Consider the following 23,818-nt stretch of genomic DNA (forward strand, 5'->3'; position numbering starts at 1 on the left):
CGTCCCGCCCTGGCCACGCGGCGGCACCGGGGCTAGCGTCCGCCGGAAACGGAGGACGCCCATGCAGGATCTCGTCGGCAGGCTGAACGCCATCTGCGATGCCCAGCCCTTCACCACCACCTGGTACGTGAAGGACCTCGTGACCGGTTGGGAGGCCGACCGCGGCGGCGACGTGGTCGTACCGTCCGCCAGCACACGCAAGACCTCGATCCTGATGCACGCGCTGTCGAAGGTGCATGAGGGCCGGCTGCGCCTCGACGAGCCCTGCACCATCGAGGCCCGCCTGCAGGAAGGCGTGGACAGCGGCACCTACCAGTACATGACGCCCGGCTGCGTCATTCCGCTGCGCGATGCCCTCGTGAACATGATCATCACCAGCGACAACGTCTGCACGCAGATCGTGCTCGAACGCCTCGACCGCGACGAGCTGAACGCCTGGTGCCGGCGCATCGGCATGACGGGCACGACGCACCGAGTGAATTTCCCGCCGCCCGGCCTGCCGTGGGACCACCCGGTCGACGCCGTCGCGAGCACCACCGCGCGCGACCAGGGCCTATTGCTGGATCGCATGGTGAAGGGTGCCGCCGACGCAACCGAAGCGGCCGCCCTCGGCGCGACGCCGGAACTCTGCGGATTGGCGCTCGACATCCTCTCCTGGCAGCGGCTGCGCAACCTGATCCCGTCGCTGCTGCCGCAGAAGGCGAAGGTCGCCAACAAGACCGGCCGCGGCCCGCGCGGCCGCATGGATGCCGGCGTCGTCTACAAGGACGACGCGCCGCGCTTCATCATCACCGTCTACATGGACCGGGTGCCCGACACCCTGCCGGACGGGCTGCCCGGCTACACCGCAGCCTATGCCACCGCCGGGCGACTGACCCGTGCCTGCTGGGATGCGATGACCTGATGACGACCGACGCCGAATTCGAAGCCGCGATCGCGGCGCTGCAAGACTGGGTGGGCCGCGAGCGGATCGTGGAGGACGAGATCGGCCTGTCCTCCGCCCGCCGCATCGCGGGGATGCTGGACATCGACCCCGCATCCCTGAAGCAGGGCGACGAGCTGCCGCCGCACTGGTTCACCATGTTCTTCCCCGACATCGCGAAGCAGAGCGACATCGGCCCCGACGGCCATCCCAACAAGGGGGTCTTCCTGCCGCCGATCCCCCTGCCCCGCCGCATGGGCGCCGGCCGCCGCGTGACGATCGACGGCTGCTTGCGCATCGGCGAGCCGGCGATCAAGCGCGCCATCGTCGCCCAGGTCCTGCCCAAGATCGGCCGCACCGGGCGCATGGCGATCCTGACCATGCGCCACGTCATCGAGACCCGCGGCCAGGTGATCGCGGTCGACGAGTTCGACGCCATGTACCGGGAAGCCCCGCCGCCGGGCCAGCCCAGCGCCTCCACCCCGCCGGTTCCGGCGCCGGACGACGCCGCCTGGAAGGACACGGCGCTGCTCTCCTCCCCGCTGGTGTTCCGCTATTCCTCGGTGACCTGGAACGCGCACCGCATCCACTACGACGCGGACTATGCGCGGCAGGAGGAAGGCTACCCCGCGACGGTGCAGAATGGCGGCCTGACCATGCAGCTCATGCTCGACGCCGCGCTCAGGCGCGCGCCGGGGCGGCTGAAGGGCTTCACCGCGCGGCTCGCCCGCCCGCTCTGGGTCGGCGACACCGTGACGCTCTGCGGCGCCGCGCCGGCGAACGGCAAGATGGAGTGCTGGGCCGCCGACAAGGACGGCCATCTCTGCGCGAAGATGGAGCTGGAGTTCGCGGCATGACGCGCGCCTCCCCCGCCACCTGGCGGTCGCTGATGTTCGTGCCGGCGACCGGTGAGAAGTTCGTCGCCAAGGCGCACACCCGCGGCGCCGATGTGGTCATCCTCGACCTCGAGGATTCCATCCCGCCGGGCGAGAAGCCGGCGGCGCGCGCGGCGCTGCCCGCCGCCTCCGTGATCGTCAGCCAGGCGGGCGCCGAGGTCGCGGTGCGCATCAATCGCGCGCTCGACCTCGCCGTCGCGGACATCGCCGCCGCCGTGATGCCCTCCGTCGGCACGCTGATGCTGCCGAAGGTGATGGGGCCGGAGCATATCCGCCTGCTCTCCGAGGTCGTCGCGGCGCGCGAGGCGGCGCAGGGCATGACGCCCGGCCATACGCGCTTCGTGGCGGTGGTGGAGACGCCGGACGCGCTGCCGCTGCTCGGCGCCATCGCGACGGCCGATCCGCGCGTGGTGGCGATCGGCGTCGGCGCGGAGGACCTCTCGACCGAGATGGAGGCCGTGCCGGGCGCGGACCTGCTCTATGTCTTCGCGATGATGGTCGTCGCGGCGGCGCGGGCGGCGAGGATCCAGCCGATGGGCTCGGTCGGGCCCTTCGCGGATTTCTCGGACCTCGCGGGCTATCGCGCCTCGCTGCGGCGCTCCCGCGCGCTGGGCTTCGCCTGCCAGGCCTGCATCCACCCGGCGCAGGTGCCGATCATCAACGAGGAATACGGACCTTCCCCGGCGGAGGTGGAACGCGCGCGACGGCTGATCGCGGCTTTCGACGCGGCGCTGGCCGAAGGCAAGGGCGCCGTCGCCTTCGAGGGGCAGATGATCGACCTGCCGGTGGTGGAACGGGCACGGCGGCTGCTGGCGCGGGCGAAGTAAGGTTGGGGGAGGAGAACCTCCCCCAAACCCCCCTCCCTTCTTTGTCCTTTGGAGACTGACTTCCGAAGTCAGTTCCCAAAAGACAAAGAAGGTTGAGGGGGGGCCAGGGGGGGAGAAGTTCCCTTCTCCCCCCCCCCCCCCCTCTCACATCTCGCACATCGTGAGGATGCGTTCGTCGATCAGCGGCGTGTAGGCTTCGCGCACCTTGGGCATGCGCGGGTTCTGCGTATGCGCCTTCACCGCGTCGCGGTCGGTGTAGACCTCGACCAGCATGATGCGCCCTTCGTCCCTGGTGCCGTCCGCCTTGAGCGGCTGCAGCACCTCGAAGCGCTCGCAGCCGGGTTCCTCGGCGACGGTCAGCTTCGCGTGCTCGCGGATCAGCGCGTCGAAGGCGGCGTGGCAGCCGGGCTTCGGGCGGAATTCGACGTGGATGGCGATCTTCGGCATGGCGGTTCCTTCCCTTGCGGATGACCGCAGGGTGGCGCGGAACCGCCGCGCCGGGAAGATCAGGCGGCCGCGTAGCGGGACAGCGCCAGGTCCGCGGTGTCGATCTCAGGCTTCCTGCCGGTGACGAGGTCCGCCAGCACGCGCCCCGACCCGCAGGCCATGGTCCAGCCCAGCGTGCCGTGCCCGGTGTTGAGGTGCATGTTGCGGAAGCGCGTCGGCCCGACCACCGGCGTGCCGTCCGGCGTCATCGGGCGCAGGCCGGTCCAGAACTGCGCCTCGGCCACGTCGCCACCGCGGGGGAAGAGGTCGGTGACGGAGTGTTCCAGCGTCTCCCGCCGCGGCTTGCGCAGCTTCAGCGAGAAGCCGGCGAGTTCCGCCGTGCCGCCGACGCGGATGCGGTCGCCGAGACGGGTGATGGCGACCTTGTAGGTCTCGTCCATCACGGTCGAGACCGGGGCGCCGGCCTCCTCGCGGATCGGGATGGTGAGCGAGTAGCCCTTCACCGGATAGACCGGCACGCGCACACCGAGCGGCGCGAGCAGCTCCGGCGTGAAGCTGCCGAGCGCCACCACGTAGCTGTCGGCCGTCTCGACGCCGGTCTCCGTCACCACGCCGGTGATGCGGTCGCCCTCGGACTGCAGCCCGCGGATGGTCACGCCGTAGCGGAACTTGACGCCGATCGCCTCGGCCATGCCGGCCAGGCGCTGGGTGAAGATGTGGGCATCGCCGGTCTCGTCGCCCGGCAGGCGCAGGCCGCCGACGAACTTGCCCTGAACGTGCTTCAGCGCCGGTTCGGCGGCGATGCAGGCGGCGGGGTCGAGCACCTCGTAGGGCACCTTGAAGGTGTCGAGCACCGCGGTGTCGTCGCCGACATGGTCGAGCTGCTTCTGCGTGCGGAAGAGCTGCAGCGTGCCCATGCTGCGCCCGTCATAGGCGATGCCGGTCTCGCGCCGGAGGTCGCCCAGGCAGTCGCGGGAGTATTCGGCCAGCCGCACCATGCGCGACTTGTTGAGGCGGTAGGCGGCCTCGGTGCAGTTCGCGAGCATCATCGCCAGCCAGGAATAGAGGCGGCGATCGGCGCGCGGCCAGAGCACCAGCGGGCGATGGCGCATCATCAGCCACTTCAGCGCCTTCACCGGGATGCCCGGCCCGGCCCAGGGAGCGGAATAGGCGTAGGAGAGCTGCCCGGCATTGGCGAAGGAGGTCTCCATGCCCGCGGCAGGCTGCCGGTCGAGCACGGTCACCTCATGCCCCGCACGGGCCAGGTACCAGGCGCTGGTCACGCCGACGACGCCGCTGCCAAGGACGATGACGCGCATGGGGGGGGCACCCTTTGCCGGAGGAATGCTGCGATGCGTCAATGGTGTGACGGTTGCAGGTCGCATGTGCTGCGGAAGAGGCACAGAAGATGCCACATGGCTGGCATTCGGTCGCAGAATCTGCGAAATGATCGCAGATCATGCCAAGCCTCGATGACGCCGACCTGCGGATCCTCCGTGCCCTGCGCCAGGACGGGCGCATGACCAATGCCGCGCTGGCGGAGGTCGTGGGCCTGTCGCCATCCGCCTGCCTGCGCCGGCTGCGGCTGCTCGAACGCAGCGGGGTGATCCGCGGCTACACCGCCATTGTCGATGAACCTGAGGCGCGGGAGACGGTGACGGTGATCGTGCAGATCACGCTCGACCGGCAGACCGAGGAACACCTGTCGCGCTTCGAGGCCGCGGTGCGACGCCTACCGGAGGTGCACGAGTGCTACCTGATGACCGGCATGTCGGACTACCTGCTGCGGGTCGAGGCACGCGACGCCGCGGACTACGAGCGCATCCACAAGGAGCAGCTCTCGCGCCTGCCAGGGGTGGCGCGGATCCAGTCGTCCTTCGCGATCCGCCGCGTGATCGGCAGCCGCGGCTAGGCCGCGGCGGCGAGCTTCTCCGTCCGTGCGAGCCGCCCGAGCAGGTAGTCCACCTCCCCCGCCGTCTCCGCCGTCAGCTTCGGCCCCGGTGCGCGCAGCGTGTCATGCGCGATGATGCCGCGCTTCTTCAGCACGTACTTCCGGATGGCGAGGCCAAGCCCCGGCTGCACCTCGGTGCGGATCAGCGGCAGGTGCGTGTCGAACAGATCCTGCGCCGCATCCCGCTGGCCGGCCCACATCAGCGCGCAGACCTTCACCAGCATTTCCGGGAAGGCGTACCCCGTCATGATGCCGTCCGCGCCGCGCGCCAGTTCCTCCGGCAGGAACTGCCCGCCGACGCCGCCGAGGATGGAGACACGCGGCATCTTCCCCTCCGCTTCCATCCGCCGAATCGCCGTCAGCTTGTCGAGGCCGGGCCAATCCTCCGCCTTCAGCATCACCATGCGCGGATCGGCCGCCATGCGCGCGATCATCGGCGCCGTCATGGTGATGCCCGTAAGCTGCGGATAGTCCTGCAGCACGAAGGGCGCGTCCACCGCATCCATCGCCTGGGCGATGTAGGAGACCACCGCCTCATCCCCCTTCAGCCCCGGCGGCGGGGAGACCATGATCCCCGCCGCGCCGAGATCGAGCACCGCGCGCGACAGCGCCTTCATCTGCGCGAAGCCGGGCGCGGAGGCGCCGACCACCACCGGCACCCGCCCGGCCGCGCGCTTCAGCACGCGCGCGACGAAGGCGACGCTTTCCTCCTGCGTCAGCTTCGGCGCCTCCCCCATCACGCCGAGCAGCGTCAGCCCCGAGGCGCCGGCCGCGAGGAAGGCATCGGTCATGCGATCGGCGCTGTCGAGGTCGAGCGACCCGTCAGGCAGGAACGGCGTCGGCGCGATGACGAAAACGCCCTTGGCGGAACGGTCGAGCATGGGCATCCCTCCCGGCTGGAAACTCCGCGCCACCATAGCGCCGACACAAGGAACCGCCATATGGACCAGGCCTTCATCCCCGCCGTCTTCCTGCGCGGCGGCTCCTCCAAGGGCGTGTTCTTCCATGCGAAGGACCTGCCGCGGGACCGCGCGCGGCAGGATGCCATCTTCCTGTCGGTGCTCGGCAGCCCCGATCCCTACGGGCGGCAGCTCGACGGCATGGGCGGGGGCATCTCCTCCCTGTCCAAGGCCGTGATCATCGGCCCGCCCACGCACCCGGACGCGGATGTGGACTACACCTTCGCCCAGGTCGCAGTGGATCGCCCGTTGGTGGACTGGAGCGGCAACTGCGGCAACCTCTCCTCCGCGGTCGGCCCTTTCGCCGTGGATGAGGGCCTGGTGCGCGCGAGCGATGGCGAAGCGCTGATCCGCATCCATCAGGTCAATACGAAGCGCATCATCCATGCGCGCTTCCTGGTGCGCGGCCGCCGGGCGGCGACGGAGGGCGACTTCGCCATGGCCGGCGTCGCCGGCACCGGCGCCCGCATCCGGCTGGATTTCCTGAGCCCCGGCGGCGGCGCCACCGGGCGGCTGCTGCCGACCGGCAACGCGCAGGACGTACTGGAGCATGCCGGCCGCCGCTACCGCGCGACGCTGATCGACGCCGCCAATGCCTGCGTCTTCCTCGACGCGCGGGAAGTCGGCCTGACCGGCACGGAAAGCCCCGAGGCGATCGAGGCCGACCCCGCCCGCATGGCGCTGCTGGACGCGCTGCGCCGGCAGGCGGCGGTGCGCATGGGGCTGGCCGCGACGCCCGAGGCCGCACCGCTCGCCATCCCGAAGGTCGCGGTCGTCGCCGCGCCCGCCGCCTATCGCGCGCTCGATGGCGCCGCCATCGCCGCCGACACGCATGAGATCGCGGTGCGCATGATCTCGATGGAGCGCGCGCACCGCGCGGTACCGCTGACCGGCGGCATGGCGCTCGGCGTCGCCTGCCGCATCGAGGGTTCGCTGCCGCATGCGCTGGCCGCGCCGCCGGCGCGCGCGGAGGAAGTGCGCCTCGCCAATCCCTCCGGCCTGCTCTCGGTCGGCGCGGAGGTCCGCCGCACCGAGGCCGGTTGGCACGCCGACAGCGCCGTGGTGTTCCGCACCGCGCGCCGGCTGATGCAGGGTGCCGTCGCGGTGCCGACCCGCCTGCTTTGACGCCGGGCGGCGGCGTGCCATCCTCCCGCCGTCCAGGAACGACGCGAGGGAACCCCGCACATGACCAGCCGCCGTCAGCTGCTGGCAGTCGCCGCGGCGATCGCCGCCGCACGCGCCGCACAGGCACAGACCGCCTGGCCCGACCGCCCGATCCGCGTCATCGTCCCCTTCGCCGCCGGCGGCAATGCCGACACCGTGGGGCGCCTGCTGCAGCCGCGGCTGCAGGACCGCCTCGGCCAGCCGGTGGTGGTGGAGAACCGCCCCGGCGCCGGCGGCAGCGTGGGCGCCGAGGCCGTCGCCCGCGCGCGGCCGGATGGATACACGCTGCTCATCGGCTCCAACGGGCCGCTCAGCGTCAATCCGGTGGTGCAGTCCCGCCTGCCCTATGACGCGGTGAGGGACTTCGCGCCGATCGGCATGGCGATGCAGGTGCCGCACTGCCTGATGGTGCAGGCCAATGCGCCCTACCGCACCGTCGCCGACGTCGTCGCGGCCTCCCGAGCGCAGGCGGATGCCATCGGCATCGGCACTGCGGGCGTCGCGAGCGCGACCCACCTGGCCCTCGAATCCTTCAAGGCGGTGAGCGGCGCGCGGCTGCTGCACGTCCCCTATCGCGGCGGCGGCGCGGCGGTGCCGGATTTCGTCGCGGGCAACCTGCCCATGCTGTTCACCGAATTCTCGACCGCGCTGCCGCTGCACAACGACCGCAAGGGGCGGATCATCGCCGTCGCCTCCGCCGCGCGCCTGCCCGCGCTGCCCGAGGTGCCGACGATGATCGAGCAGGGTGTCGCGGACTTCACCGCCGCCTCCTATGTCGGGCTGGTCGCGACGGCGGGCACGCCACCCGAAGCGATGCGCGCCCTCGGTGCCGCGCTGGCGGCGATCGTCGCCGAACCCGACTTCCGCAGCCGCATGGCGGCCATGGGCGGCGAGGCGGCCAGCGGCGCCCTCGCCACCCCCGCCGGCTTCGCCGCCTTCATCGCGACGGATCTGGAAAGGTCGCGCGCCGCCGCGCAAGCCGCAGGAATCCGCCCCGAATGACGCTTCGAGAAACCCCGCCCGGCGCCACCGACTGCCACTGCCACATCTTCGGCCCGGCGGCGACATTCCCCTATGCCGAGCCGCGTTCCTACACGCCGGAGGACGAGACGCTCGAGGACTACCTCGCGTTGCTGGATCGCCTGGACCTGGATCGTGGCGTGATCGTGCAGCCCTCGGCCTATGACCGCGACAATGCCTGCACGCTGGATGCGCTGCGCCGCGCGCCGGACCGCCTGCGCGGCGTCGCCGTGGTCGGGTCGGAGGCGACGGCCGACACGCTGCGCGCCATGCATCGCGACGGCATCCGCGGCCTGCGCGCCAACGAGTACCGGCGCGACGGCGTCGCCGCCTATCACGGCGGGGTGCGGCTCGCGGAGATCGAGCCCTTCATGCCGCTGATGGCGGAACTCGGCTGGCACCTGCAGCTCTGGATCGACGCGCGGCACCTGCCGGAGCTCGAACCGCGGCTTGCGAAGCTGCCGGTGCCGATCGTGGTGGACCACATGGGACGCATGCACCACAGCCACGGCATCAACGACCCGGGCTTCCAGGCGCTGGTGCGCAGCGTGGGCGAAGGCCGCTACATGGCGAAACTGTCCGGCACCTATCGCCTCGGCGCGACGAAGCCGGACTACCTCGAAGCCAAGCCCTTCCATGACGCGCTGGTGGCCGCGAACCCCGAGGCGCTGGTCTGGGGTACGGACTGGCCGCATCCCCGCCCCGATGGCGGGCGCCCGGACGCCGCTCGGCTGCTGCGCGTCTTCCTCGACTGGACGACCGATCCGGTGGTGCGGAAGAAGATCCTGACCGACACGCCCGCGCGGCTCTACGACTTCCCGGCGGTCTGACCATGGCTTCCGCGCGCCGTCCGACCTTCCTCCTGCCGCCGGGCACCTGCGACACGCATGTGCACATCTGGGGGCCTTTCGACCGCTATCCCGTCGCCAAGGGCGCCCCCTATACGCCGCCCGAGCGCAACCGGGACGATCTGGTGGCGCTGCATGCGCGGCTCGGCGTGCAGCGCGCGGTGATCGTGCAGACCACGGTGTACAAGTCCGACAATCGGGCGATGCTGGACGCCATCGCGACGAGCAACGGGGCCTGGCGCGGCGTGGCGCTGGTGGACGAAACCTTCGGCGACGCCGAGTACAAGGTGCTGCACGATGGCGGCGTGCGTGGCGTGCGCTTCGGCTTCGTGAAGCATCTCGGCGGCGTGCCGGACCTCGCGCTGGTGCGGCGCACCACCGACCGGATCGCGGAGATGGGCTGGCACCTGGTGCTGCACCTCGATGCGGCGAACATCCCGGAATTCGAGGAGCTGCTGCGCTCCTTCACCCTGCCGGTGGTGATCGACCACATGGGCCGCGTGCCGGTGCAGGACGGGCTGGAGCAGGCGCCGTTCCGCATCCTGCTCGACCTGATGCGGCGGCCGAACTTCTGGGTGAAGGTCTCGGGCAGCGAGCGCATCTCCGCCGCCGGCCCGCCCTTCCGCGACGCCATCCCCTTCGCGCGGAAACTGATCGAGGCCGCGCCCGACCGCACCCTCTGGGGCACCGACTGGCCGCATCCTAACGTCCGGTGGGAGCCGGACGAGGCGGACCTCGTGGACCTGCTGCCGGAATTCGGCGACGCCGTCGCGCTCAGGCGCCTGCTGGTCGACAACCCCGCACGACTCTACGGTTTCGCATGACCGGCGATCTTCATTCCTGGCTCGGACGCAAGCGTCGCGTCACCGACGAGATGGCAGCGCCGCTGGTGCGCCGCATGGCCGCCTTGACCGACCGCGCCGATGTCGCGCTCGATCGCGGCGCGCCGGTGCCGAACCACTGGCTCTGCATGCTGTTCGACGACGCCGCGCCGCAATCCCAGCTCGGCCCGGACGGGCATCCGGCGAAGGGAGACTTCCTGCCGCCCGTCCCCCTGCCCCGTCGCATGCTCGGCGGCCGGCGCCTGACCTATCACGCGCCGGTGCGCGTCGGCGATACGCTCGAACGCGAGACGGAGATCGCCGCCATCACACCCAAGGTCGGCCGCAGCGGCGCGATGATACTCGTCATGCTCCGCCATACCATCGCGGGGCCCGATGGCCTGGTGGCGGTGGAGGAGCAGGACATCGCCTATCTCGAACCCAAGCGCGATGCCCCGGCACCGAAGGCGCCGCCAGCCGAAGCGCCCGTCGCCGCGTGGCGCGATCCCTTCGCGCCGGACCCGGTGATGCTGTTCCGCTATTCGGCGCTCGCCTTCAATGGTCATCGCATCCACTACGACGCCGACTACGCGCGGGACGTGGAGGGATACCCGGCGCTGGTGGTCAATGGCGGCGTGACGACGCTTTTCCTGCTGGAAGCGGCACTGCGCCATGCGCCCGGCGCCCAGGTCCGCAGCTACGACGCCCGTACGCTGAAGCCGCTGTTCTGCGGCCGCCCCGCGGAGCTCTGCGCCGGCACTCCGGACAAGGCCGGCCGCTGCACCCTCTGGGCCGAGGACGAGACAGGTGCCATCGCGCTGCGCATCCAGGCGAGGCTCGCGCCATGAGCGGCCCGCTCGACGGCATCCGCGTGCTCGACCTTTCCGCGGTCGTGGTCGGCCCGCTCTGCACCGGCGTGCTGGCGGAACACGGCGCCGAGGTCATCAAGATCGAGAGCCCCGGCGGCGACCTGCTGCGCACCCTCGCCGGCAAGGGCCGCAGCCCGGGGATGAACGGCAAGTTCCTCAACTTCAACCGCGGCAAGAAGTCGCTTGCGATCGACCTGAAGCGGCCGGCGGGCACTGCGGCGCTGAAGCGCCTGGCCGCGACCGTGGATGTGTTCGTGACGAACATCCGCCCCGATGCACAGGCCCGCCTCGGCGTCGATGCGGACAGCCTGCGCGCCGCCGCGCCGCGGCTGATCCATTGTTCCATCACCGGCTTCGGCAGCGGCGGCCCCTATGCCGGGCGGCCGGCCTACGACACGGTGATCCAGGGCGTCTCCGGCGTCGCCGGCTGCTTCGAGGCCTCGACCGGCGAGCCGCGCTACGTGCCCTTCCTGGTCGCCGACCACACGGTCGGGCTGATCGCCGCGCAGATGATCGGCTTCGCGCTGTTCCGCCGCGAGAAGACCGGCCTCGGCGAAGCGATCGAGGTGCCGATGTTCGAGAACATGGCCGCCTACGTCATGCAGGAGCATCTCGGCGCGCATTCCTTCCGCCCCCCGCTCGGCCCGCCCGGCGACCACCGCGTGCTGAGCCCTGACGGCAAGCCGCTGCCGACCAGGGACGGCTACATCTGCATCTCCGCCAACACCGACGCGCAGGCGCATGCCTTCTTCGACGCCATCGGCCGGCCGGAGCTGAAGACCGATCCGCGCTTCGCCAGGGTCGCGCAGCGCGTGCAGCACACGAAGGAGTATTTCCACATCCGCGCCACCTCCCTCGGCGGCCGCACCACCGCGGAATGGCTCGAAATCTTCGACCGCGTGGACGTGCCGGCCTCCCCCTACAACACCATCGCCTCGCTGATCGACGACCCGCATCTGCGCGCCGTGGGCATGGTGCGGGAGGAGGACCACCCGACCGAAGGCGCGACCTGGGCGATCGGCGCACCGAACCGGCTTTCCGGCGGCACGGCGCCGCCGCGGCCGCCGGCGCCGCGCCTCGGGGCGGATGGCGCCGGGGTGCTGGCGGCGGCCGGGCTGACGCAGGACGAGATCGAGGCCCTGCGCCGCGACGGCGTGCTGATCGAGCCACCGCCATGACCCGGCGGGCGCGCGGCACCGCCATCCCCGGCACGACGCCCGCCGAGCCGGCCGGCCATGACGTGCGCCCGGCCGGCCGCTATACCGCTGTGCAACGCGCACGCCGAGGCGCGCCGATCCGCCGCGCCAACCTCGCCCTCGGCTGAACCGGAGAACACCATGGCCGCCTTCACCTTCGACCACATCCACCTGCGCAGCCCGGACCCGGAGGCGACCGCCGCCTTCTACGCCCGCGTCTTCGGCGCCGAGCTCAAGCACGGCCCGCAGCGCATCGACATCAACCTCGGCGGCCAGGCGATCTTCGTCTCGCCGATCAACGAAACCACGACCGGCGATGCGCCCTCCGCGCCCTATCGCGGGCTCGAGCATATCGGCCTGGCGGTGACGGACATCGACGCGGTGGTGGCGGAGATGAAGACGAAGGGCGTGACCTTCACCATGGAGCCGACCACCATCCGCCCAGGCGTGCGCATCGCCTTCCTGCGCGGGCCGGAGAATGTCTCGATCGAGCTGCTCGAACGGAGCGCGGCCTGAGCGCCTCCGACGGGCGCAGCACCGAAGGACCGGACCGGCCGCGCCATGGCGCGGACGTCGTCGTCATCGGCGCCGGCCCCGCCGGGCTGATGGCGGCGGAGGCGGCGGCCGAGGCCGGCACGCGCGTCACGGTGCTGGACCACATGCCCTCCCCGGCGCGCAAGCTGCTGATCGCCGGGCGCGGCGGGCTGAACCTGACGCATTCGGAGCCGCTCGATCGCTTCCTCGATCGCTACGGCGAGGCGCGGGCGCGGCTCGCACCGTCCATCCGTGCCTTTCCGCCGGAGGCGCTGGTCGCGTGGTGCGAAGCGCTGGGGCAGGAGACCTTCGTCGGCTCCTCCGGGCGCATCTTCCCGAAGGCGATGAAGGCGTCGCCGCTGCTGAGAGCGTGGATGGCGCGGCTCGCGGCGCTCGGCGTCACGCTGCGGCCACGGCATCGCTGGCTGGGCTTCGCGCCGGATGATGCGCTGCGCTTCGACGCGCCGGCTGGCGAGATGCTGCTGCGGCCGCGCGCGACGGTGCTGGCGCTCGGCGGCGCCTCCTGGCCGCGGCTCGGGTCGGACGGCACCTGGCCGGCGCTGCTGCCGGGCTGCGAGGTCGTGCCGCTGCGCCCCGCCAACATGGGCTTCGCCGTCGCCTGGTCGGAGCATCTGCGCAGGCGCTTCGCCGGCACGCCGCTGAAGCGCATCGCCGTGAGCTTCGCGGGCATCACCCTGCGCGGCGAAGCGATGATCACCGAGCAGGGCATCGAAGGCGGCGCGATTTACGCGCTCTCCGCGCCGCTGCGGGAGGCGATCACGGCGCAGGGCGATGCGACGCTGTTCATCGACTTGCGGCCCGACATCGACCTGCCGGAGCTGGCGAGGCGCCTCGCGCCGCGGCCGGCGGCGGTGTCGCTCTCCAACCATCTGCGCCGCGCGGGCGGGCTTCCGCCCGTCGCCGTCGCGCTGGTGCAGGAGGCGCTGCACGGCGGCGCCGCGCGCGACGATCTCGCGATGCTGGTCAAGGCGCTGCCGCTGCGTCTGACGGCGCCCTTCCCCATCGCGCGCGCCATCTCCTCGGCCGGCGGCCTGGCCTGGAGCGCGGTGGACGACGCGCTCATGCTGAAGCGCCACCCCGGCGTCTTCGCCTGCGGCGAGATGCTCGACTGGGAAGCACCGACCGGCGGCTACCTGCTGCAGGCCTGCTTCGCCACTGGCCGCGCGGCGGGGCGCGCGGCCGCGTCCTGGGCGGTCAGCCAGAAGCCGCGCTGATCGCGCGCCACAGCTTCTCCGGCGTCGCCGGCATGTCGGGCGCGGTCGCGCCGATCTGGGCCAGCGCGTCGGCGACGGCGTTCATCACCACCTGCGGCGCGGCGATGGCGCCGGCCTGCCCGACGCCCTTCACGCCAAGCGGGTTCGCCGCCGTCGGCGTGCCTTCCAGCAGCACGTCGAGGTCGGGCAGGTCATCCGCGCGCGGCAGCGCGTAGTCCATCAGCGATCCCGTCACGATCTGCCCGGAGTCCGCGTCATAGGCGACGTTCTCCAGCAGCGCCTGGCCGATGCCCTGGGCCAGCCCGCCCTGCACCTGCCCCGCCGTCAGCAGCGGGTTCACCAGGCGCCCGTAGTCGTCCACCGCGGTGTAGCGCCGCAGCGTGGCGAGGCCGGTGTCGCGGTCGATCTCGACCTCGGCGGCCTGGCAGCCATTGGGGAAGGTGACGAGGTCATTGGCGTTGTAGGCCTCGGCCGACAGCCCGGGTGCCACGCCCTCGGGCAGGCTGGCGGGGTCCTCGGCGGCGCGGGCGATGCCGGGCAGGTCCACGAAGCGATCCGTGCCGCGCACGGTGAAGCGGGCTTCGGCGAAGTCGAGTTCCGCCGCATCGGCTTGCAGCAGATGCGCGGCGATGGTCCGCGCCTTGGTGAGCAGCGCCTCCACCGCCAGCACCAGCGCGTGCCCGCCCATGTGCAGGGACCGCGCACCGCCATGGCCGTGGCCGTTCGCGATCAGGTCGGTGTCGGCCTGGCGGTAGCGGATGGCTTCCACCGGCAGGCCCAGCCGGTCGGCGGCGACCTGCGGGAAGGACGTCTCGTGCCCCTGTCCGTTCGAATGCGAGCCGACCACGATGGTCGCGCTGCCATCGGGCGCGATGCTCGCAGTCGCCCATTCGCCCGGCGCGCCGCGCGCCGTCTCCAGGAAGCAGGCGACGCCGCGCCCGAGCAGCGCGCCGCGCGCGGCGGCCTCGGCGCGCCGCGCGGCGAAGCCGGCGGCATCCGAGGCGCGCGCCAGCACGTCGAGATTCGCCGCGAAGCGCCCGCCATCCACCGCCATGCCCATCGCCGTGCGCCGCGGCGCCTCGGGCAGCAGGTTGAGCGCGCGCAGCGCGGCGGGGTCGGCGCCGGCCTCGCGCGCGGCGGCATCGACCAGGCGCTCGATGATGTAGTTCGCCTCCGGCTTGCCGGCGCCGCGATAGGCGTCGATCGGCACGGTGTTGGTGAAGGCGCCGCGCACCGTCAGATGCATCGCCGGGATGGCGTAGACGCCGCCCATCGCCGTGCTGAAGGCATTGGTCGGGCAATGCGGCCCGACGGCCGAGAGATAGGCGCCCATGTCGGCCACCGTCTCGACATCGAGGGCGAGGAAGCGTCCTTCCCCATCCAGCGCGAGCCGCGCCGTACCGCGCAGGTCGCGGCCATGCACGGCGCCGGCGAACTCCTCGCTGGCCTCGGCGACCCACCGGATCGATCGGCCGAGCCGCCGCGCGGCGACCAGCGCCAGCACGTAGTCCGGGAAGAGCAGGTTCTTCAGCCCGAAGCCGCCGCCGACATCCGGGCAGGAGAGATGGAAGGCGTCCTCCGGCAGGCCGAAGACGGTGGCGAGCTGCCGACGCACGCCATGCACGCCCATGCCGGTGAAGACCAGGTCGAAGCCGCCCCCGGCGAAGCGCGCGAGGCAGGCACGCGGTTCCAGCGGCAGCGCATGGACGCGGTTGTTGAAGAGATCCAGCGAGACGATGCGCGCGGCGCGCGCGAAGGCGGCATCGGTCGCGGCGCGGTCGCCCTTCTCGAAGCGGAAGACCTCGTTGCCCGGTGCCTGCGGCCAGATCTGCGGCGCGCCGGGCGCGAGCGCCGCCGCGCCGTCCACCACCGCGGGCAGCGGTTCGTAGTCGACCTCGATCAGTTCGGCGGCGTCGCGCGCGGCGGCCTCGCTCTCCGCCACCACGAAGGCGACGGGCTGGCCGACATGGCGCACGCGGTCGCGCGCCAGCACCGGGCGCTCGGGCACGACCATCGGCTTCACCGAGGCGAGCACGCTGGTGCAGGGCAGCGGGCGGATGCCTTCGGCGTCGAGCTCCGCCGCGGTCAGCACCGCCACGACGCCGGGCGCGGCGCGCGCCGCGCTCACCTCCAGCGCGCGGATCTCCGCATGCGCGTGCGGGGAACGCAGCACCACGGCATGCAGCGCGCCCGGCGCATCGAGATCGGCGACGTAGCGGCCGCGCCCGGTCAGGAAGCGGGTATCCTCGAAGCGCCGCAGGGGCTGGCCACTGTAGGTCACAGCGCTTCCCCGGCGCCGAGCCCGTCCAGCGGCGTCGGCACGCACCATTCGTCGCCGCGCGCGGTGGTCACGTATTCCGGCCAGCGCAGGTCGACGGGCGCGGCGAAATCCTTCGGCAGCAGCGGCGCGACCCAGTTCGACCCGCCCATGCCGCCGCCGGTGCGGTCCCGCCACTCGGCCTGCGCGGCCTCCAGCAGGCCCGGCTTGGCGGCGAGGTCGAGCAGCGTCAGCGCCATGGTCTTCGCCGCGACGAACATGCCCGGGTCGATCGCCGCCGGCAGGCCGCCGAGCGCGTTGTAGGACCACATCGGGTAGTCGAAATCCGCATCCGGCGCGCGCAGGCGCGGGCGCGCGGTCAGCAGCCGCACCGTCGGGCAGTGCCAGCAGAACTCGACATAGTCGTCCGCCGAGAGATGCATCTGCCAGGGCGGCAGGAAGTGGCGCATGCCGGCCTCGAATTCCGCCGGCGTCGTCAGCTTCGTATTGGCCGCGGCGAAGGGGTCCTCCATCGGCGCGAGACCCAGGTTGGACTGGATCTCCCGCGCGAAGGCCTTGGCCGTCTCGGAGTACGCGGGCGGGCCGACCTCCTGCAGGTTGGCCCAGGTGGCGTCGGTCAGCACCGTATTGGCGAGGCCGACGCGCGTCCTGGTCACCCAGCGCAGATGTGCCGTGCAGGCGGTCGCCGCGGCGGCGGAACGCGCGTTGTTCATCAGCACATTGGCGATCTGCTGCGCCATCGGCAGCGACGGCGTGCGCCAGGAATACTGGATCTGCGTGAAGCGTGGCGCCAGATTGTCCGAGGTCGCGTCACCGCCGTGCAGGATGCACTCGTTCAGCGTCCAGGCGCCGGCATGCGGGAACATCGCCTCCTTGGTGTACTTGGTCGTCGTGTACATCAGGCACAGAGCGTCGGTCGCGCCCGGCGCGCGCGCCGCGGCGTGGCCGACATCGCGGATCGGCAGCAGGGACTTGTCGATCCAGGTCTCGGGACTGTCGCAGGTGAAGGTGATGACGGCCGACCAATAGGCGCCGAACTGCGTCTCCGCCGTCACCGTGTTCTGCATGTGCGGGTGGTAGACGACGGCCGCATCCAGCCCGTCGTAGTAGCCCTTCGCGGCGTGCACGGGCTTCGATCCGCAGACCTTCTCCGCCGGCTCGCCGAACAGGACCAGGCGGCCCGGCGTGCCCGTGGCCTCCAGAGCCGCCTTGGCGGCGAGGATCGAGGTCAGCGCCGCGGTGCCGAGCGAGGAATGCGGATCGGTATGCCCGGCCGCATAGGGGTGCATGCCCGCGCGCGGTTCCCGCCGCGGCACCACCGCCTGGCAGTTGCCCGGCACCGCATCGTATTCGGAGAAGGAGGCGAGCAACGGCCCGCCCTTGCCCCAGCGCGCGCAGAAGGCAGTCGGCATGCCGCCGGAGCCTTCCTCGACCTCGAAGCCCTCGGCGCGCAGAACCTCCACATAGGCCCTGGCGCTGCGGTATTCGCGCCAGGCCGGTTCCGCGAAGTGCCAGATGCGCTCGTTGAAGGCGGACATCCGCGCCTCGTTCGCGGAGATCCAGTCGAGCGCCGTCCGGCGCAGGGCGGAAAGATCGGTCATGCGGAATCCCCGGTGTCCAAGCCGGGCGCATGATGCGACGGGGGCTATCCCCGCGCCAGACGCCGCGCCACGAAGTCGAGCCGGTCCTGGCCCCAGAAGATGTCGTCCCCGATCACATAGCTCGGCGCGCCGAAGACGCCCCGGGCCAGCGCCGCCTGGGTGTCGGCCATGCGGCGCTCGGGCCAGCGGGGTTCGGCGCCGAGGGCCATGACCTTCTCGGCATCGAGGCCACAGTCGCGGATCAGCGCCGCCAGCGTCGCGGGGTCGGCGGGGTCCTTCTCTTCCTCCCACAGGGCCTTCAGCACGCGGTGGGCGAGGCGGATCGCCGGCGCGTCGCCGATCGTCTCCCGCACGGCGATGACGCAGGCGGCGGTCGGCAATTCATTGTGCGGAAAGTGCTTCGGCTGGATGGCGATGGGGATGCCCAGCGCCTCCCGCCAGCGCGCCAGCTCCTGCAGGCGATAGGCTTGGCGCTGCGGCGAGCGCTTCGGCAGCGGCAGGCCGCCGGAGCCGGCGAAGATGGTGCCGAAATCGACCGGAAAGATGCGCAGGCCGGCGCCGTGCTGCGCGGCGAGCGCCTCGATCCGCGCCGCGCCGAGATGCGTCCAGGGCGAGTTCAGCGAGGCGTAGTAGTCGATGTGCAGGGCCATGGCGTTCCTACTCGGTCACGGGGCAGGCGGTGGCGGCGCGGACTTCGTCGAGCGTCACGCCGGGGGCGAGGTCGCGCACGGCGAAGCCCTCCCCGGTCGGCGCGAAGAGGCCGAGGTCGGTGGCGACCAGCGTCACCACGCCGCGCGCGGTGATCGGCAGGGTGCATCTCGGCAGCAGGCGCGGCGAGCCATCCCGCGTGCGGTGTTCCAGCATCAGGAAGACGCGCTTCGCCGAGGCCGCGAGGTCCATCGCCCCGCCGATGCCACCCCCCTTGGCGCCCTTCACCTTCCAGTTGGCGAAGTCGCCGTTCGCCGCGGCCTCGTAGGCGCCCATCACCGTCACGTCCATGCGGCCGCCGCGGATCAGCGCGAAGCTGTCGGCGTGATGGACGATGGCGGCGCCCGGCAGCAACGTGACGTTCTGGCCGCCGGCATTGACCAGGTGCAGGTCCTCCTGCCCCGGCGGCGTCACCGGGCCGTAGCCGATGACGCCGTTCTCGGAATGGAACACCACTTCGCGGTCGCCGAGCGGCACGTCGGCGATCAGCGTCGGCATGCCGACGCCGAGATTGACGATCCAGCCATCCTCGAATTCGCGCGCCAGGCGTTCGGCCATCTGCATGCGGGTCCAGCTCATCGCGCGGGCACCTCCCGCCTGACCGGCCATATCCCGTGCGGCGGTGGCGGGATGGCGACGAGACGCTGCACCAGGATGCCCGGCGTGTGCACGTCATCGGGGTCGATCGCGCCGGCGGGGAGGATCGGTTCCTCCACCTCGACGATCACGGTCTTCGCGGCCATCGCCATGAGCGGCGCGAAGTTGCGCTGGCTGCGGCGGAAGCGGAGATTGCCGGCCTCGTCCGCCTGGTGCGCGCGCAGCAGCGCGACGTCGACGGGCAGCGCGTATTCCAGCAGGACTTCGCGGCCGTTGATGACGCGGGTCTCGCGGCCCTCGGCGAGTTCCGTGCCGACCGCAGTCGGCGTGTAGAAGGCGGGGATGCCGGCGCCGGCGGCGCGCAGGCGCTCGGCCAGCGTGCCCTGGGGGACGATCTCGGCCTCGACCTCGCCGCGTTCGTAGTAGGGCGTGAAGGGCAGCATGTCCGAGGCGCGGGTCGCCGCGGTGAAGGAGCAGACCACCTTCGCCACCTGCCCGTTCTCCACCAGCATGCCGATGTCGGGCATGCGCGGCTTGTGGGCGCCGCCGGTGGTGTTGGCGATGCAGGTCAGGCGCTTCGCCCCCTGGCGGCCGAGCGCCGCGATCAGGTTGAACGGCACGCCAGGCTGCGCGAAGCCGCCGAAGGCGATCGTCGCGCCGTCCGGAATGCCCGCCACCGCTGCGTCGAAATCCGCCACGACCTTGTTGCGTCGCGTCATGCTTCCGTCCCCGTCCCTTTCCGCCATGGTCCGGCGCCCTGGGGCGGCTGTCCAGGGGAGGAGAAGGCGCGTTCCGGGGCAGCAGATGCATGCCTTCTCCGGCATCTCCGGCAGCATCGTTAGACGCCTGTGAAAGCCTCATCAAAACCGCAAACCAGTATCAAAAATGCGTTGCGGCGCTTCACGATCCCGCCTCACCTTCCTCATGAGCACGGGCCCTGCGACCAGGCGGTCCGGCCGCAGCGAAACCGGCCCTGGTCCTTGCCGGCAGAGGAGCGGAGGTGATGAAGGTATTCGGAAACCGTCCGATGACCGAAGCGCCACGCGCTTCGACCCCGATCGCGACGGATCGCAAGCCGCCGATCGAGGCTGCGGCATCGGCGGTGGAACAGGCGTTGGCCGAGGCGCATGAGGCCGGCGACCTGGCTGCGGTGCGGCTGCTGCATGCGGTTCTCGGCCTGCTCTGCGTCTCGGCCTCGGCCCCGGCCCCGGCTTCGGCCGAACCACATATGCACTGAGGCCGGCCGGCATCGCGGCGGGCCGTGCCCGCGCCGCCGGGCCAGCCGTGCGATCCGCCGCGAGGTTGAAGGACGGGTGCGACCTCCCGGCCCGCCCGGAGGAACCCGGGGCGAAGCCTTCGCGGGTGTCCGGTGCGGTCGATCCGCCCGCGTGGCCCGCTGGCAGGACTCGCCCGCCCGTCTATAACCCCACCCGATGCGCGACCTGCTGATCACCAATGCCCGCCTGCTCGACCCCGCTTCCGGCCTCGACGCGCCTGGCGCGTTGCTGGCGCGCGACGGGGCCATCGCCGATCTCGGCCCCGGCCTGACGGCGCCCGAGGGCGCCGAGACGCTCGACGCGGGCGGCGCCTGCCTCGCCCCCGGGCTGGTGGATCTGCGCGCCAATCTCGGCGAGCCGGGCGCCGAGCACCGCGAGACCATCGCCTCGGCCGCCGCGGCGGCGGCCGCGGGCGGCATCACCACGCTCTGCGTGTTGCCGGATACCGATCCGGCGCTCGACGACCCCGCGCTGCTGTCCTTCATGATCCGGCGCGGGGAAGCCACGGGCTCGGTTGCCCTGCTGCCCTACGGCGCGGCCACCGCCGGCTGCGCCGGCAAGGAGCTTGCGGAGTTCGGCCTGCTGCGCGAGGCCGGCGCCATCGCCTTCACCGACGGCGCGCACGCCATCGGCTCGGCGCGCACCATGCGGCTCGCGCTGTCCTACGCGCGGGCCTTCGGCACCTTCGTCGTGCAGCACCCGGAAGAGCCTTCGCTCGCCGCAGGGGGCGCGGCGACCGAGGGCGAGCTCGCCACCCGGCTCGGCCTGCCCGCCATCCCGCCGGCCGCCGAGGCGATGATGGTCGCGCGCGACATCGCCCTGGCGCGCCTCACCGGCGGCCACGTGCATTTCGCCCATGTCAGCACGGCGGCGGCACTCGACCTGATCCGCGCCGCCAAGGCGGAGGGCCTTGCTGTCACCGCCGATACCGCGCCGCCCTATTTCGACCTGAACGAGACGGCGATCGGCGACTACCGGACCTATGCGAAGCTGTCGCCGCCGCTGCGCACGGAGGCCGACCGCCAGGCGGTGGTGGTGGCGCTGTCGGACGGGACGCTCGATGCCGTCGCCTCCGACCACCAGCCGCGGGACGCGGATGACAAGCGCCTGCCCTTCGCCCAGGCCGAGGCCGGGGGCGCCGGGCTCGCGACGCTGCTGGGGGTGACGCTGGCGCGGGTGCATGGGGGCGACCTGCCGATGCTGACCGCACTCGGGCTGCTGACGGCGAAGCCGGCGGCGCTGCTCGGGCTTGCCTGCGGGCGGCTGGCCAAGGGCGCACCGGCGGACCTGGTGCTGTTCCACCCGGATCGCGGCTGGAAGGTCGAGGCCGGGAAGCTGCCGGGCAAGGCGCAGAACTCGCCCTTCGACGGGCGCGCGCTGGAAGGCCGCGTGCTCGGCACCTGGAAAGCCGGGCGACGGGTGTTCGGAGGCTGACGGCGGTGGAGGATCCGGGCCTTGCCTTTCTCGCCGCTCTGGTCGGCGGCTACCTGATCGGCTCCATTCCCTTCGGGCTGATCCTGACGCAGGCCGCGGGGCTCGGGGATATCCGCGCGATCGGATCGGGCAATATCGGCGCGACCAATGTGCTGCGGACCGGCAGGAAGGGCCTGGCGGCGGCAACGCTGCTGCTCGATGGCCTGAAGGGCGCGCTGTCGGTGCTGCTGCTGCGCTGGCTGGCCGGCGACCAGGACCTGGTCGCCGGGACGGCGGCCGTGCTGGGGCACACCTTTCCGGTCTGGCTCGGGTTCAGGGGCGGCAAGGGCGTGGCCACGGGGCTCGGCGTCTATCTGGCGGCGATGTGGCCAGTGGGCCTGGGCTGCTGCGCGGTGTGGCTGGCCGCGGCGAAGCTGACGCGACGATCCTCGGCGGCGGCGCTCACCGCGGTCGCGGCGGCGCCGCTGCTGGCGCTGCTGCTGGTGGACGGGGAGCACGCGCTGCTCGCCCTGCTGGTCGGCGTGCTGATCTTCTGGCGGCATGAGGGCAACATCCGGCGACTGCTGGCAGGGACCGAGCCGCGGATCGGCGAGAAGGGGTAAGGCCGGGCGCCGGAGAAGGCCTCGGCCGCCGGAAACCGCTCCAGCCCGCGCAACGACGGCGCGTTCCGGACGAATGCGCTGAAGGCCCCGGGGGGGCAGGCACCGGGGCGTGGCTCCCGCTCGGGCGCTGTCGGGATGGCGACATCCTCGCGTCAAGGATTGACCAAATCAAAGGGCGACTGAGAACATATTGCAAACATTCGCAGGAATCGGGCGGATCGCATGGCCAGGGCGAGCCATGGCTCCGCAGGCAGGTTTGCGCCGGCGCGCGATTGTCGGAGGTGGCCGGTGCCTGGCGGCGACGGGTGCCTGATCAGCGCGTGATCGGCCAGCCGGCCGCGGCCCGGCGCGCGTCGCCGCCCAGGAGGAAGGCGGCAAGGATATCGCGACGGCCGATATCGACCAGGAGTTGAATTTCCGTACAATCACCTCGGTGAATCCGATCATGCCCCTCCCCCCGGATCCTGTCCCCCGTCCTGGCGGAGGCGTGGGGGCGGCGCCCCCACGGACTGCGATGACCCTCGCCCTCCTTCGCCTCGCCCGCACCGACGGCATTGGCCCGCTGACCTTCCGTCGCCTGCTGGCCCGCCACCGCGACCCGGAGGCGGCGCTGGCGGCGCTGCCTGCGCTTTCCGCGAAGCGCAGCACGCCCTACGTGCCCCAGCCGGAATCCGAAGCCCGCCGCGAGATCGCCGCGCTGGCGAAGCGTGGTGGCCGCTTCGTCTTTCTCGACGACCCGCTGTATCCGCCGCTGCTGGCGCTGCTGCCCGATGCCCCGCCGGTGCTCGCCGTCCTCGGCGATGCCTCTCTGCTGGCCGCGCCGGCGGTGGCGATCGTCGGCGCGCGCAATGCCTCCTCCGCCGGCCGGCGCGTCGCCGAGGAACTGGCCGAGGCCCTGGCCGCGAAGGGCCTGACCATCGTCTCCGGCCTGGCGCGCGGCATCGACACGGCGGCGCATGAGGGCGCGCTGCGCGGCGGGCCGACGATCGCGGTGCTGCCGGGCGGCCTCGATGTGCCCTACCCGCCTGAGAACGCCGGGCTCGCCGGGCGAATCGCCGAACGCGGCGCGGTCATCGCCGAAAGCCCGCTCGGCACCGCGCCGCTGAACCGGCATTTCCCGCGCCGCAACCGCATCGTCGCCGGCCTGTCGCTCGGCGTGGTGGTGGTGGAGGCGGCGCACCGTTCCGGCACGCTGATCACCGCGCGGCTCGCGCTCGAACATGGGCGGGAGGTCTTCGCGGTGCCCGGCAGCCCGCTCGACCCGCGCTGCCGCGGCGCCAACGACCTGATCCGGCAGGGCGCGCACCTCACCGAAACGGCGGAGGATGTGCTGGAGCACCTGCCGGAATCCCCCCGTGCCGCCCCCTTGTTCGACCCCGCCCGGATGGCTTCCGCCGCCCCGGAAGCGGCCGGCGATGGCTCCGACCCCCTCGGCCCGCCCCTGGAAGGGGCATCCGAAGTGCTTGAACTGATTGGATTGTCGCCAGTATCGGTTGACGAGGTGCTGCGGCGCTGCCACCTGACGGCTCCCGAACTCCAGGCCGTGCTGACTGAACTGGAGCTCGAAGGCCGGGTGGAACTGCTGCCCGGCCACCGCGTCATGCGCAGTGCGAACGGGTGATCCTGGAAAAG

The 23,818-nt window shown here is 72.1% G+C and carries 25 protein-coding genes; 17 read left to right on the plus strand and 8 right to left on the minus strand.

Translation table 11 applies throughout. The features are described from left to right. The first annotated feature begins 61 nt into the window (after positions 1–61). From GXW74_RS01585 to GXW74_RS01595, 3 genes are read left to right on the plus strand one after another with little or no spacing between them, the layout of a single operon-like run. The gene (locus tag GXW74_RS01585) at positions 62–904 is read left to right on the plus strand and encodes a serine hydrolase (RefSeq protein ID WP_211844508.1); all 843 of its coding nucleotides are present in this window, start codon (positions 62–64) and stop codon (positions 902–904) included. Beyond that, positions 904–1,779: a hypothetical protein gene (locus GXW74_RS01590; RefSeq protein WP_211844509.1), complete on the plus strand. Its 876-nt coding sequence runs from the start codon at positions 904–906 to the stop codon at positions 1,777–1,779. Before GXW74_RS01585 ends, GXW74_RS01590 begins: the two co-directional genes overlap by 1 nt. Then, the gene (locus GXW74_RS01595) at positions 1,776–2,645 is read left to right on the plus strand and encodes an HpcH/HpaI aldolase/citrate lyase family protein (protein WP_211844510.1); all 870 of its coding nucleotides are present in this window, start codon (positions 1,776–1,778) and stop codon (positions 2,643–2,645) included. Before GXW74_RS01590 ends, GXW74_RS01595 begins: the two co-directional genes overlap by 4 nt. 144 nt (positions 2,646–2,789) lie before the next feature. On the opposite strand, the gene GXW74_RS01600 is transcribed toward GXW74_RS01595, so the two are convergent. Both GXW74_RS01600 and GXW74_RS01605 read right to left on the minus strand, forming a co-directional pair. Further along, a complete protein-coding gene (locus tag GXW74_RS01600; protein ID WP_211844511.1) occupies positions 2,790–3,092 on the minus strand; it encodes a putative quinol monooxygenase in 303 nt (100 codons plus the stop codon). A 59-nt stretch (positions 3,093–3,151) separates the two neighbouring features. Beyond that, entirely contained in the window at positions 3,152–4,477 is a 1,326-nt protein-coding gene (locus GXW74_RS01605; RefSeq protein ID WP_272877208.1) for a D-amino acid dehydrogenase, read from the minus strand. A gap of 74 nt (positions 4,478–4,551) precedes the next feature. Here GXW74_RS01605 and GXW74_RS01610 point away from each other — a divergent pair, with 74 nt between their 5' ends. Further along, positions 4,552–5,004 carry an Lrp/AsnC family transcriptional regulator gene (locus GXW74_RS01610; protein WP_211844513.1) on the plus strand — a complete coding sequence of 151 codons (453 nt, stop codon included), beginning with the start codon at positions 4,552–4,554 and terminating at the stop codon, positions 5,002–5,004. Here GXW74_RS01610 and GXW74_RS01615 read toward each other — a convergent pair. Beyond that, positions 5,001–5,924: a dihydrodipicolinate synthase family protein gene (locus tag GXW74_RS01615; RefSeq protein WP_246522714.1), complete on the minus strand. Its 924-nt coding sequence runs from the start codon at positions 5,922–5,924 to the stop codon at positions 5,001–5,003. The two genes, GXW74_RS01610 and GXW74_RS01615, sit on opposite strands and share 4 nt — an antisense overlap. A gap of 60 nt (positions 5,925–5,984) precedes the next feature. Between GXW74_RS01615 and GXW74_RS01620 the strand changes: the two genes are divergently transcribed. The 9 genes from GXW74_RS01620 to GXW74_RS01660 are packed head-to-tail and all read left to right on the plus strand — an operon-like array spanning position 5,985 to position 13,689. Further along, positions 5,985–7,127, plus strand: coding sequence for a 2-methylaconitate cis-trans isomerase PrpF family protein (locus GXW74_RS01620; protein ID WP_211844515.1), 1,143 nt, complete (start codon positions 5,985–5,987; stop codon positions 7,125–7,127). A 60-nt stretch (positions 7,128–7,187) separates the two neighbouring features. Further along, positions 7,188–8,168, plus strand: coding sequence for a Bug family tripartite tricarboxylate transporter substrate binding protein (locus GXW74_RS01625; RefSeq protein WP_211844516.1), 981 nt, complete (start codon positions 7,188–7,190; stop codon positions 8,166–8,168). Continuing rightward, entirely contained in the window at positions 8,165–9,016 is an 852-nt protein-coding gene (locus tag GXW74_RS01630; protein WP_211844517.1) for an amidohydrolase family protein, read from the plus strand. The genes GXW74_RS01625 and GXW74_RS01630 overlap by 4 nt, the downstream gene beginning before the upstream one ends. Positions 9,017–9,018: 2 nt before the next feature. Continuing rightward, positions 9,019–9,858, plus strand: a complete 840-nt coding sequence (locus GXW74_RS01635; protein ID WP_211844518.1) for an amidohydrolase family protein — start codon at positions 9,019–9,021, stop codon at positions 9,856–9,858. Continuing rightward, a complete protein-coding gene (locus tag GXW74_RS01640) occupies positions 9,855–10,703 on the plus strand; it encodes an FAS1-like dehydratase domain-containing protein (RefSeq protein ID WP_211844519.1) in 849 nt (282 codons plus the stop codon). Before GXW74_RS01635 ends, GXW74_RS01640 begins: the two co-directional genes overlap by 4 nt. Further along, positions 10,700–11,902 (plus strand): CaiB/BaiF CoA transferase family protein, encoded by a 1,203-nt coding sequence (locus GXW74_RS01645; RefSeq protein ID WP_211844520.1) that lies wholly within the window; start codon positions 10,700–10,702, stop codon positions 11,900–11,902. Before GXW74_RS01640 ends, GXW74_RS01645 begins: the two co-directional genes overlap by 4 nt. Continuing rightward, positions 11,899–12,048: a hypothetical protein gene (locus GXW74_RS01650; RefSeq protein ID WP_211844521.1), complete on the plus strand. Its 150-nt coding sequence runs from the start codon at positions 11,899–11,901 to the stop codon at positions 12,046–12,048. Before GXW74_RS01645 ends, GXW74_RS01650 begins: the two co-directional genes overlap by 4 nt. A gap of 13 nt (positions 12,049–12,061) precedes the next feature. Further along, the gene (locus GXW74_RS01655) at positions 12,062–12,436 is read left to right on the plus strand and encodes a VOC family protein (protein ID WP_211844522.1); all 375 of its coding nucleotides are present in this window, start codon (positions 12,062–12,064) and stop codon (positions 12,434–12,436) included. After that, positions 12,433–13,689, plus strand: coding sequence for a BaiN/RdsA family NAD(P)/FAD-dependent oxidoreductase (locus tag GXW74_RS01660; RefSeq protein WP_272877214.1), 1,257 nt, complete (start codon positions 12,433–12,435; stop codon positions 13,687–13,689). Before GXW74_RS01655 ends, GXW74_RS01660 begins: the two co-directional genes overlap by 4 nt. Here the strand turns inward: GXW74_RS01660 and GXW74_RS01665 are convergent. The 5 genes from GXW74_RS01665 to GXW74_RS01685 are packed head-to-tail and all read right to left on the minus strand — an operon-like array spanning position 13,670 to position 19,592. Next, on the minus strand, positions 13,670–15,970 hold the full coding sequence (locus tag GXW74_RS01665; RefSeq protein ID WP_338148104.1) for a xanthine dehydrogenase family protein molybdopterin-binding subunit: 2,301 nt from the start codon (positions 15,968–15,970) through the stop codon (positions 13,670–13,672). The two genes, GXW74_RS01660 and GXW74_RS01665, sit on opposite strands and share 20 nt — an antisense overlap. Then, positions 15,967–17,568 (minus strand): zinc-binding metallopeptidase family protein, encoded by a 1,602-nt coding sequence (locus tag GXW74_RS01670; RefSeq protein ID WP_211844525.1) that lies wholly within the window; start codon positions 17,566–17,568, stop codon positions 15,967–15,969. The genes GXW74_RS01665 and GXW74_RS01670 overlap by 4 nt, the downstream gene beginning before the upstream one ends. A gap of 44 nt (positions 17,569–17,612) precedes the next feature. After that, positions 17,613–18,218 carry a 2-hydroxychromene-2-carboxylate isomerase gene (locus GXW74_RS01675; RefSeq protein ID WP_211844526.1) on the minus strand — a complete coding sequence of 202 codons (606 nt, stop codon included), beginning with the start codon at positions 18,216–18,218 and terminating at the stop codon, positions 17,613–17,615. 7 nt (positions 18,219–18,225) lie between these two features. Next, a complete protein-coding gene (locus GXW74_RS01680) occupies positions 18,226–18,855 on the minus strand; it encodes a 3-oxoacid CoA-transferase subunit B (RefSeq protein ID WP_211844527.1) in 630 nt (209 codons plus the stop codon). Next, on the minus strand, positions 18,852–19,592 hold the full coding sequence (locus tag GXW74_RS01685) for a CoA transferase subunit A (protein WP_211844528.1): 741 nt from the start codon (positions 19,590–19,592) through the stop codon (positions 18,852–18,854). Before GXW74_RS01685 ends, GXW74_RS01680 begins: the two co-directional genes overlap by 4 nt. A 308-nt stretch (positions 19,593–19,900) precedes the next feature. Between GXW74_RS01685 and GXW74_RS01690 the strand changes: the two genes are divergently transcribed. From GXW74_RS01690 to dprA, 4 genes are all read left to right on the plus strand, one after another. Further along, a complete protein-coding gene (locus GXW74_RS01690) occupies positions 19,901–20,110 on the plus strand; it encodes a hypothetical protein (protein WP_211844529.1) in 210 nt (69 codons plus the stop codon). Between the two features lie 196 nt (positions 20,111–20,306). Beyond that, entirely contained in the window at positions 20,307–21,584 is a 1,278-nt protein-coding gene (locus GXW74_RS01695; RefSeq protein WP_211844530.1) for a dihydroorotase, read from the plus strand. Continuing rightward, positions 21,581–22,186, plus strand: a complete 606-nt coding sequence (gene plsY / locus GXW74_RS01700; RefSeq protein WP_456306950.1) for a glycerol-3-phosphate 1-O-acyltransferase PlsY — start codon at positions 21,581–21,583, stop codon at positions 22,184–22,186. The genes GXW74_RS01695 and plsY overlap by 4 nt, the downstream gene beginning before the upstream one ends. A gap of 514 nt (positions 22,187–22,700) precedes the next feature. Next, entirely contained in the window at positions 22,701–23,807 is a 1,107-nt protein-coding gene (gene dprA / locus GXW74_RS01705; protein ID WP_211844532.1) for a DNA-processing protein DprA, read from the plus strand. Positions 23,808–23,818 lie beyond the last annotated feature (11 nt).

The organism is Neoroseomonas eburnea (assembly GCF_018129005.1).
In the GTDB taxonomy this organism is placed as follows: Bacteria; Pseudomonadota; Alphaproteobacteria; order Acetobacterales; family Acetobacteraceae; genus Neoroseomonas; species Neoroseomonas eburnea.

Coding starts and splice junctions, on each gene's coding strand:
- GXW74_RS01585 (WP_211844508.1), top strand. CDS start 62: ATGCAGGATCTCGTCGGCAGGCTGAACGCCATCTGCGATGCCCAGCCC.
- GXW74_RS01590 (WP_211844509.1), top strand. CDS start 904: ATGACGACCGACGCCGAATTCGAAGCCGCGATCGCGGCGCTGCAAGAC.
- GXW74_RS01595 (WP_211844510.1), top strand. CDS start 1,776: ATGACGCGCGCCTCCCCCGCCACCTGGCGGTCGCTGATGTTCGTGCCG.
- GXW74_RS01600 (WP_211844511.1), bottom strand. CDS start 3,092: ATGCCGAAGATCGCCATCCACGTCGAATTCCGCCCGAAGCCCGGCTGC.
- GXW74_RS01605 (WP_272877208.1), bottom strand. CDS start 4,477: ATGCGACCTGCAACCGTCACACCATTGACGCATCGCAGCATTCCTCCG.
- GXW74_RS01610 (WP_211844513.1), top strand. CDS start 4,552: ATGCCAAGCCTCGATGACGCCGACCTGCGGATCCTCCGTGCCCTGCGC.
- GXW74_RS01615 (WP_246522714.1), bottom strand. CDS start 5,924: ATGCTCGACCGTTCCGCCAAGGGCGTTTTCGTCATCGCGCCGACGCCG.
- GXW74_RS01620 (WP_211844515.1), top strand. CDS start 5,985: ATGGACCAGGCCTTCATCCCCGCCGTCTTCCTGCGCGGCGGCTCCTCC.
- GXW74_RS01625 (WP_211844516.1), top strand. CDS start 7,188: ATGACCAGCCGCCGTCAGCTGCTGGCAGTCGCCGCGGCGATCGCCGCC.
- GXW74_RS01630 (WP_211844517.1), top strand. CDS start 8,165: ATGACGCTTCGAGAAACCCCGCCCGGCGCCACCGACTGCCACTGCCAC.
- GXW74_RS01635 (WP_211844518.1), top strand. CDS start 9,019: ATGGCTTCCGCGCGCCGTCCGACCTTCCTCCTGCCGCCGGGCACCTGC.
- GXW74_RS01640 (WP_211844519.1), top strand. CDS start 9,855: ATGACCGGCGATCTTCATTCCTGGCTCGGACGCAAGCGTCGCGTCACC.
- GXW74_RS01645 (WP_211844520.1), top strand. CDS start 10,700: ATGAGCGGCCCGCTCGACGGCATCCGCGTGCTCGACCTTTCCGCGGTC.
- GXW74_RS01650 (WP_211844521.1), top strand. CDS start 11,899: ATGACCCGGCGGGCGCGCGGCACCGCCATCCCCGGCACGACGCCCGCC.
- GXW74_RS01655 (WP_211844522.1), top strand. CDS start 12,062: ATGGCCGCCTTCACCTTCGACCACATCCACCTGCGCAGCCCGGACCCG.
- GXW74_RS01670 (WP_211844525.1), bottom strand. CDS start 17,568: ATGACCGATCTTTCCGCCCTGCGCCGGACGGCGCTCGACTGGATCTCC.
- GXW74_RS01675 (WP_211844526.1), bottom strand. CDS start 18,218: ATGGCCCTGCACATCGACTACTACGCCTCGCTGAACTCGCCCTGGACG.
- GXW74_RS01680 (WP_211844527.1), bottom strand. CDS start 18,855: ATGAGCTGGACCCGCATGCAGATGGCCGAACGCCTGGCGCGCGAATTC.
- GXW74_RS01685 (WP_211844528.1), bottom strand. CDS start 19,592: ATGACGCGACGCAACAAGGTCGTGGCGGATTTCGACGCAGCGGTGGCG.
- GXW74_RS01690 (WP_211844529.1), top strand. CDS start 19,901: ATGACCGAAGCGCCACGCGCTTCGACCCCGATCGCGACGGATCGCAAG.
- GXW74_RS01695 (WP_211844530.1), top strand. CDS start 20,307: ATGCGCGACCTGCTGATCACCAATGCCCGCCTGCTCGACCCCGCTTCC.
- dprA (WP_211844532.1), top strand. CDS start 22,701: ATGACCCTCGCCCTCCTTCGCCTCGCCCGCACCGACGGCATTGGCCCG.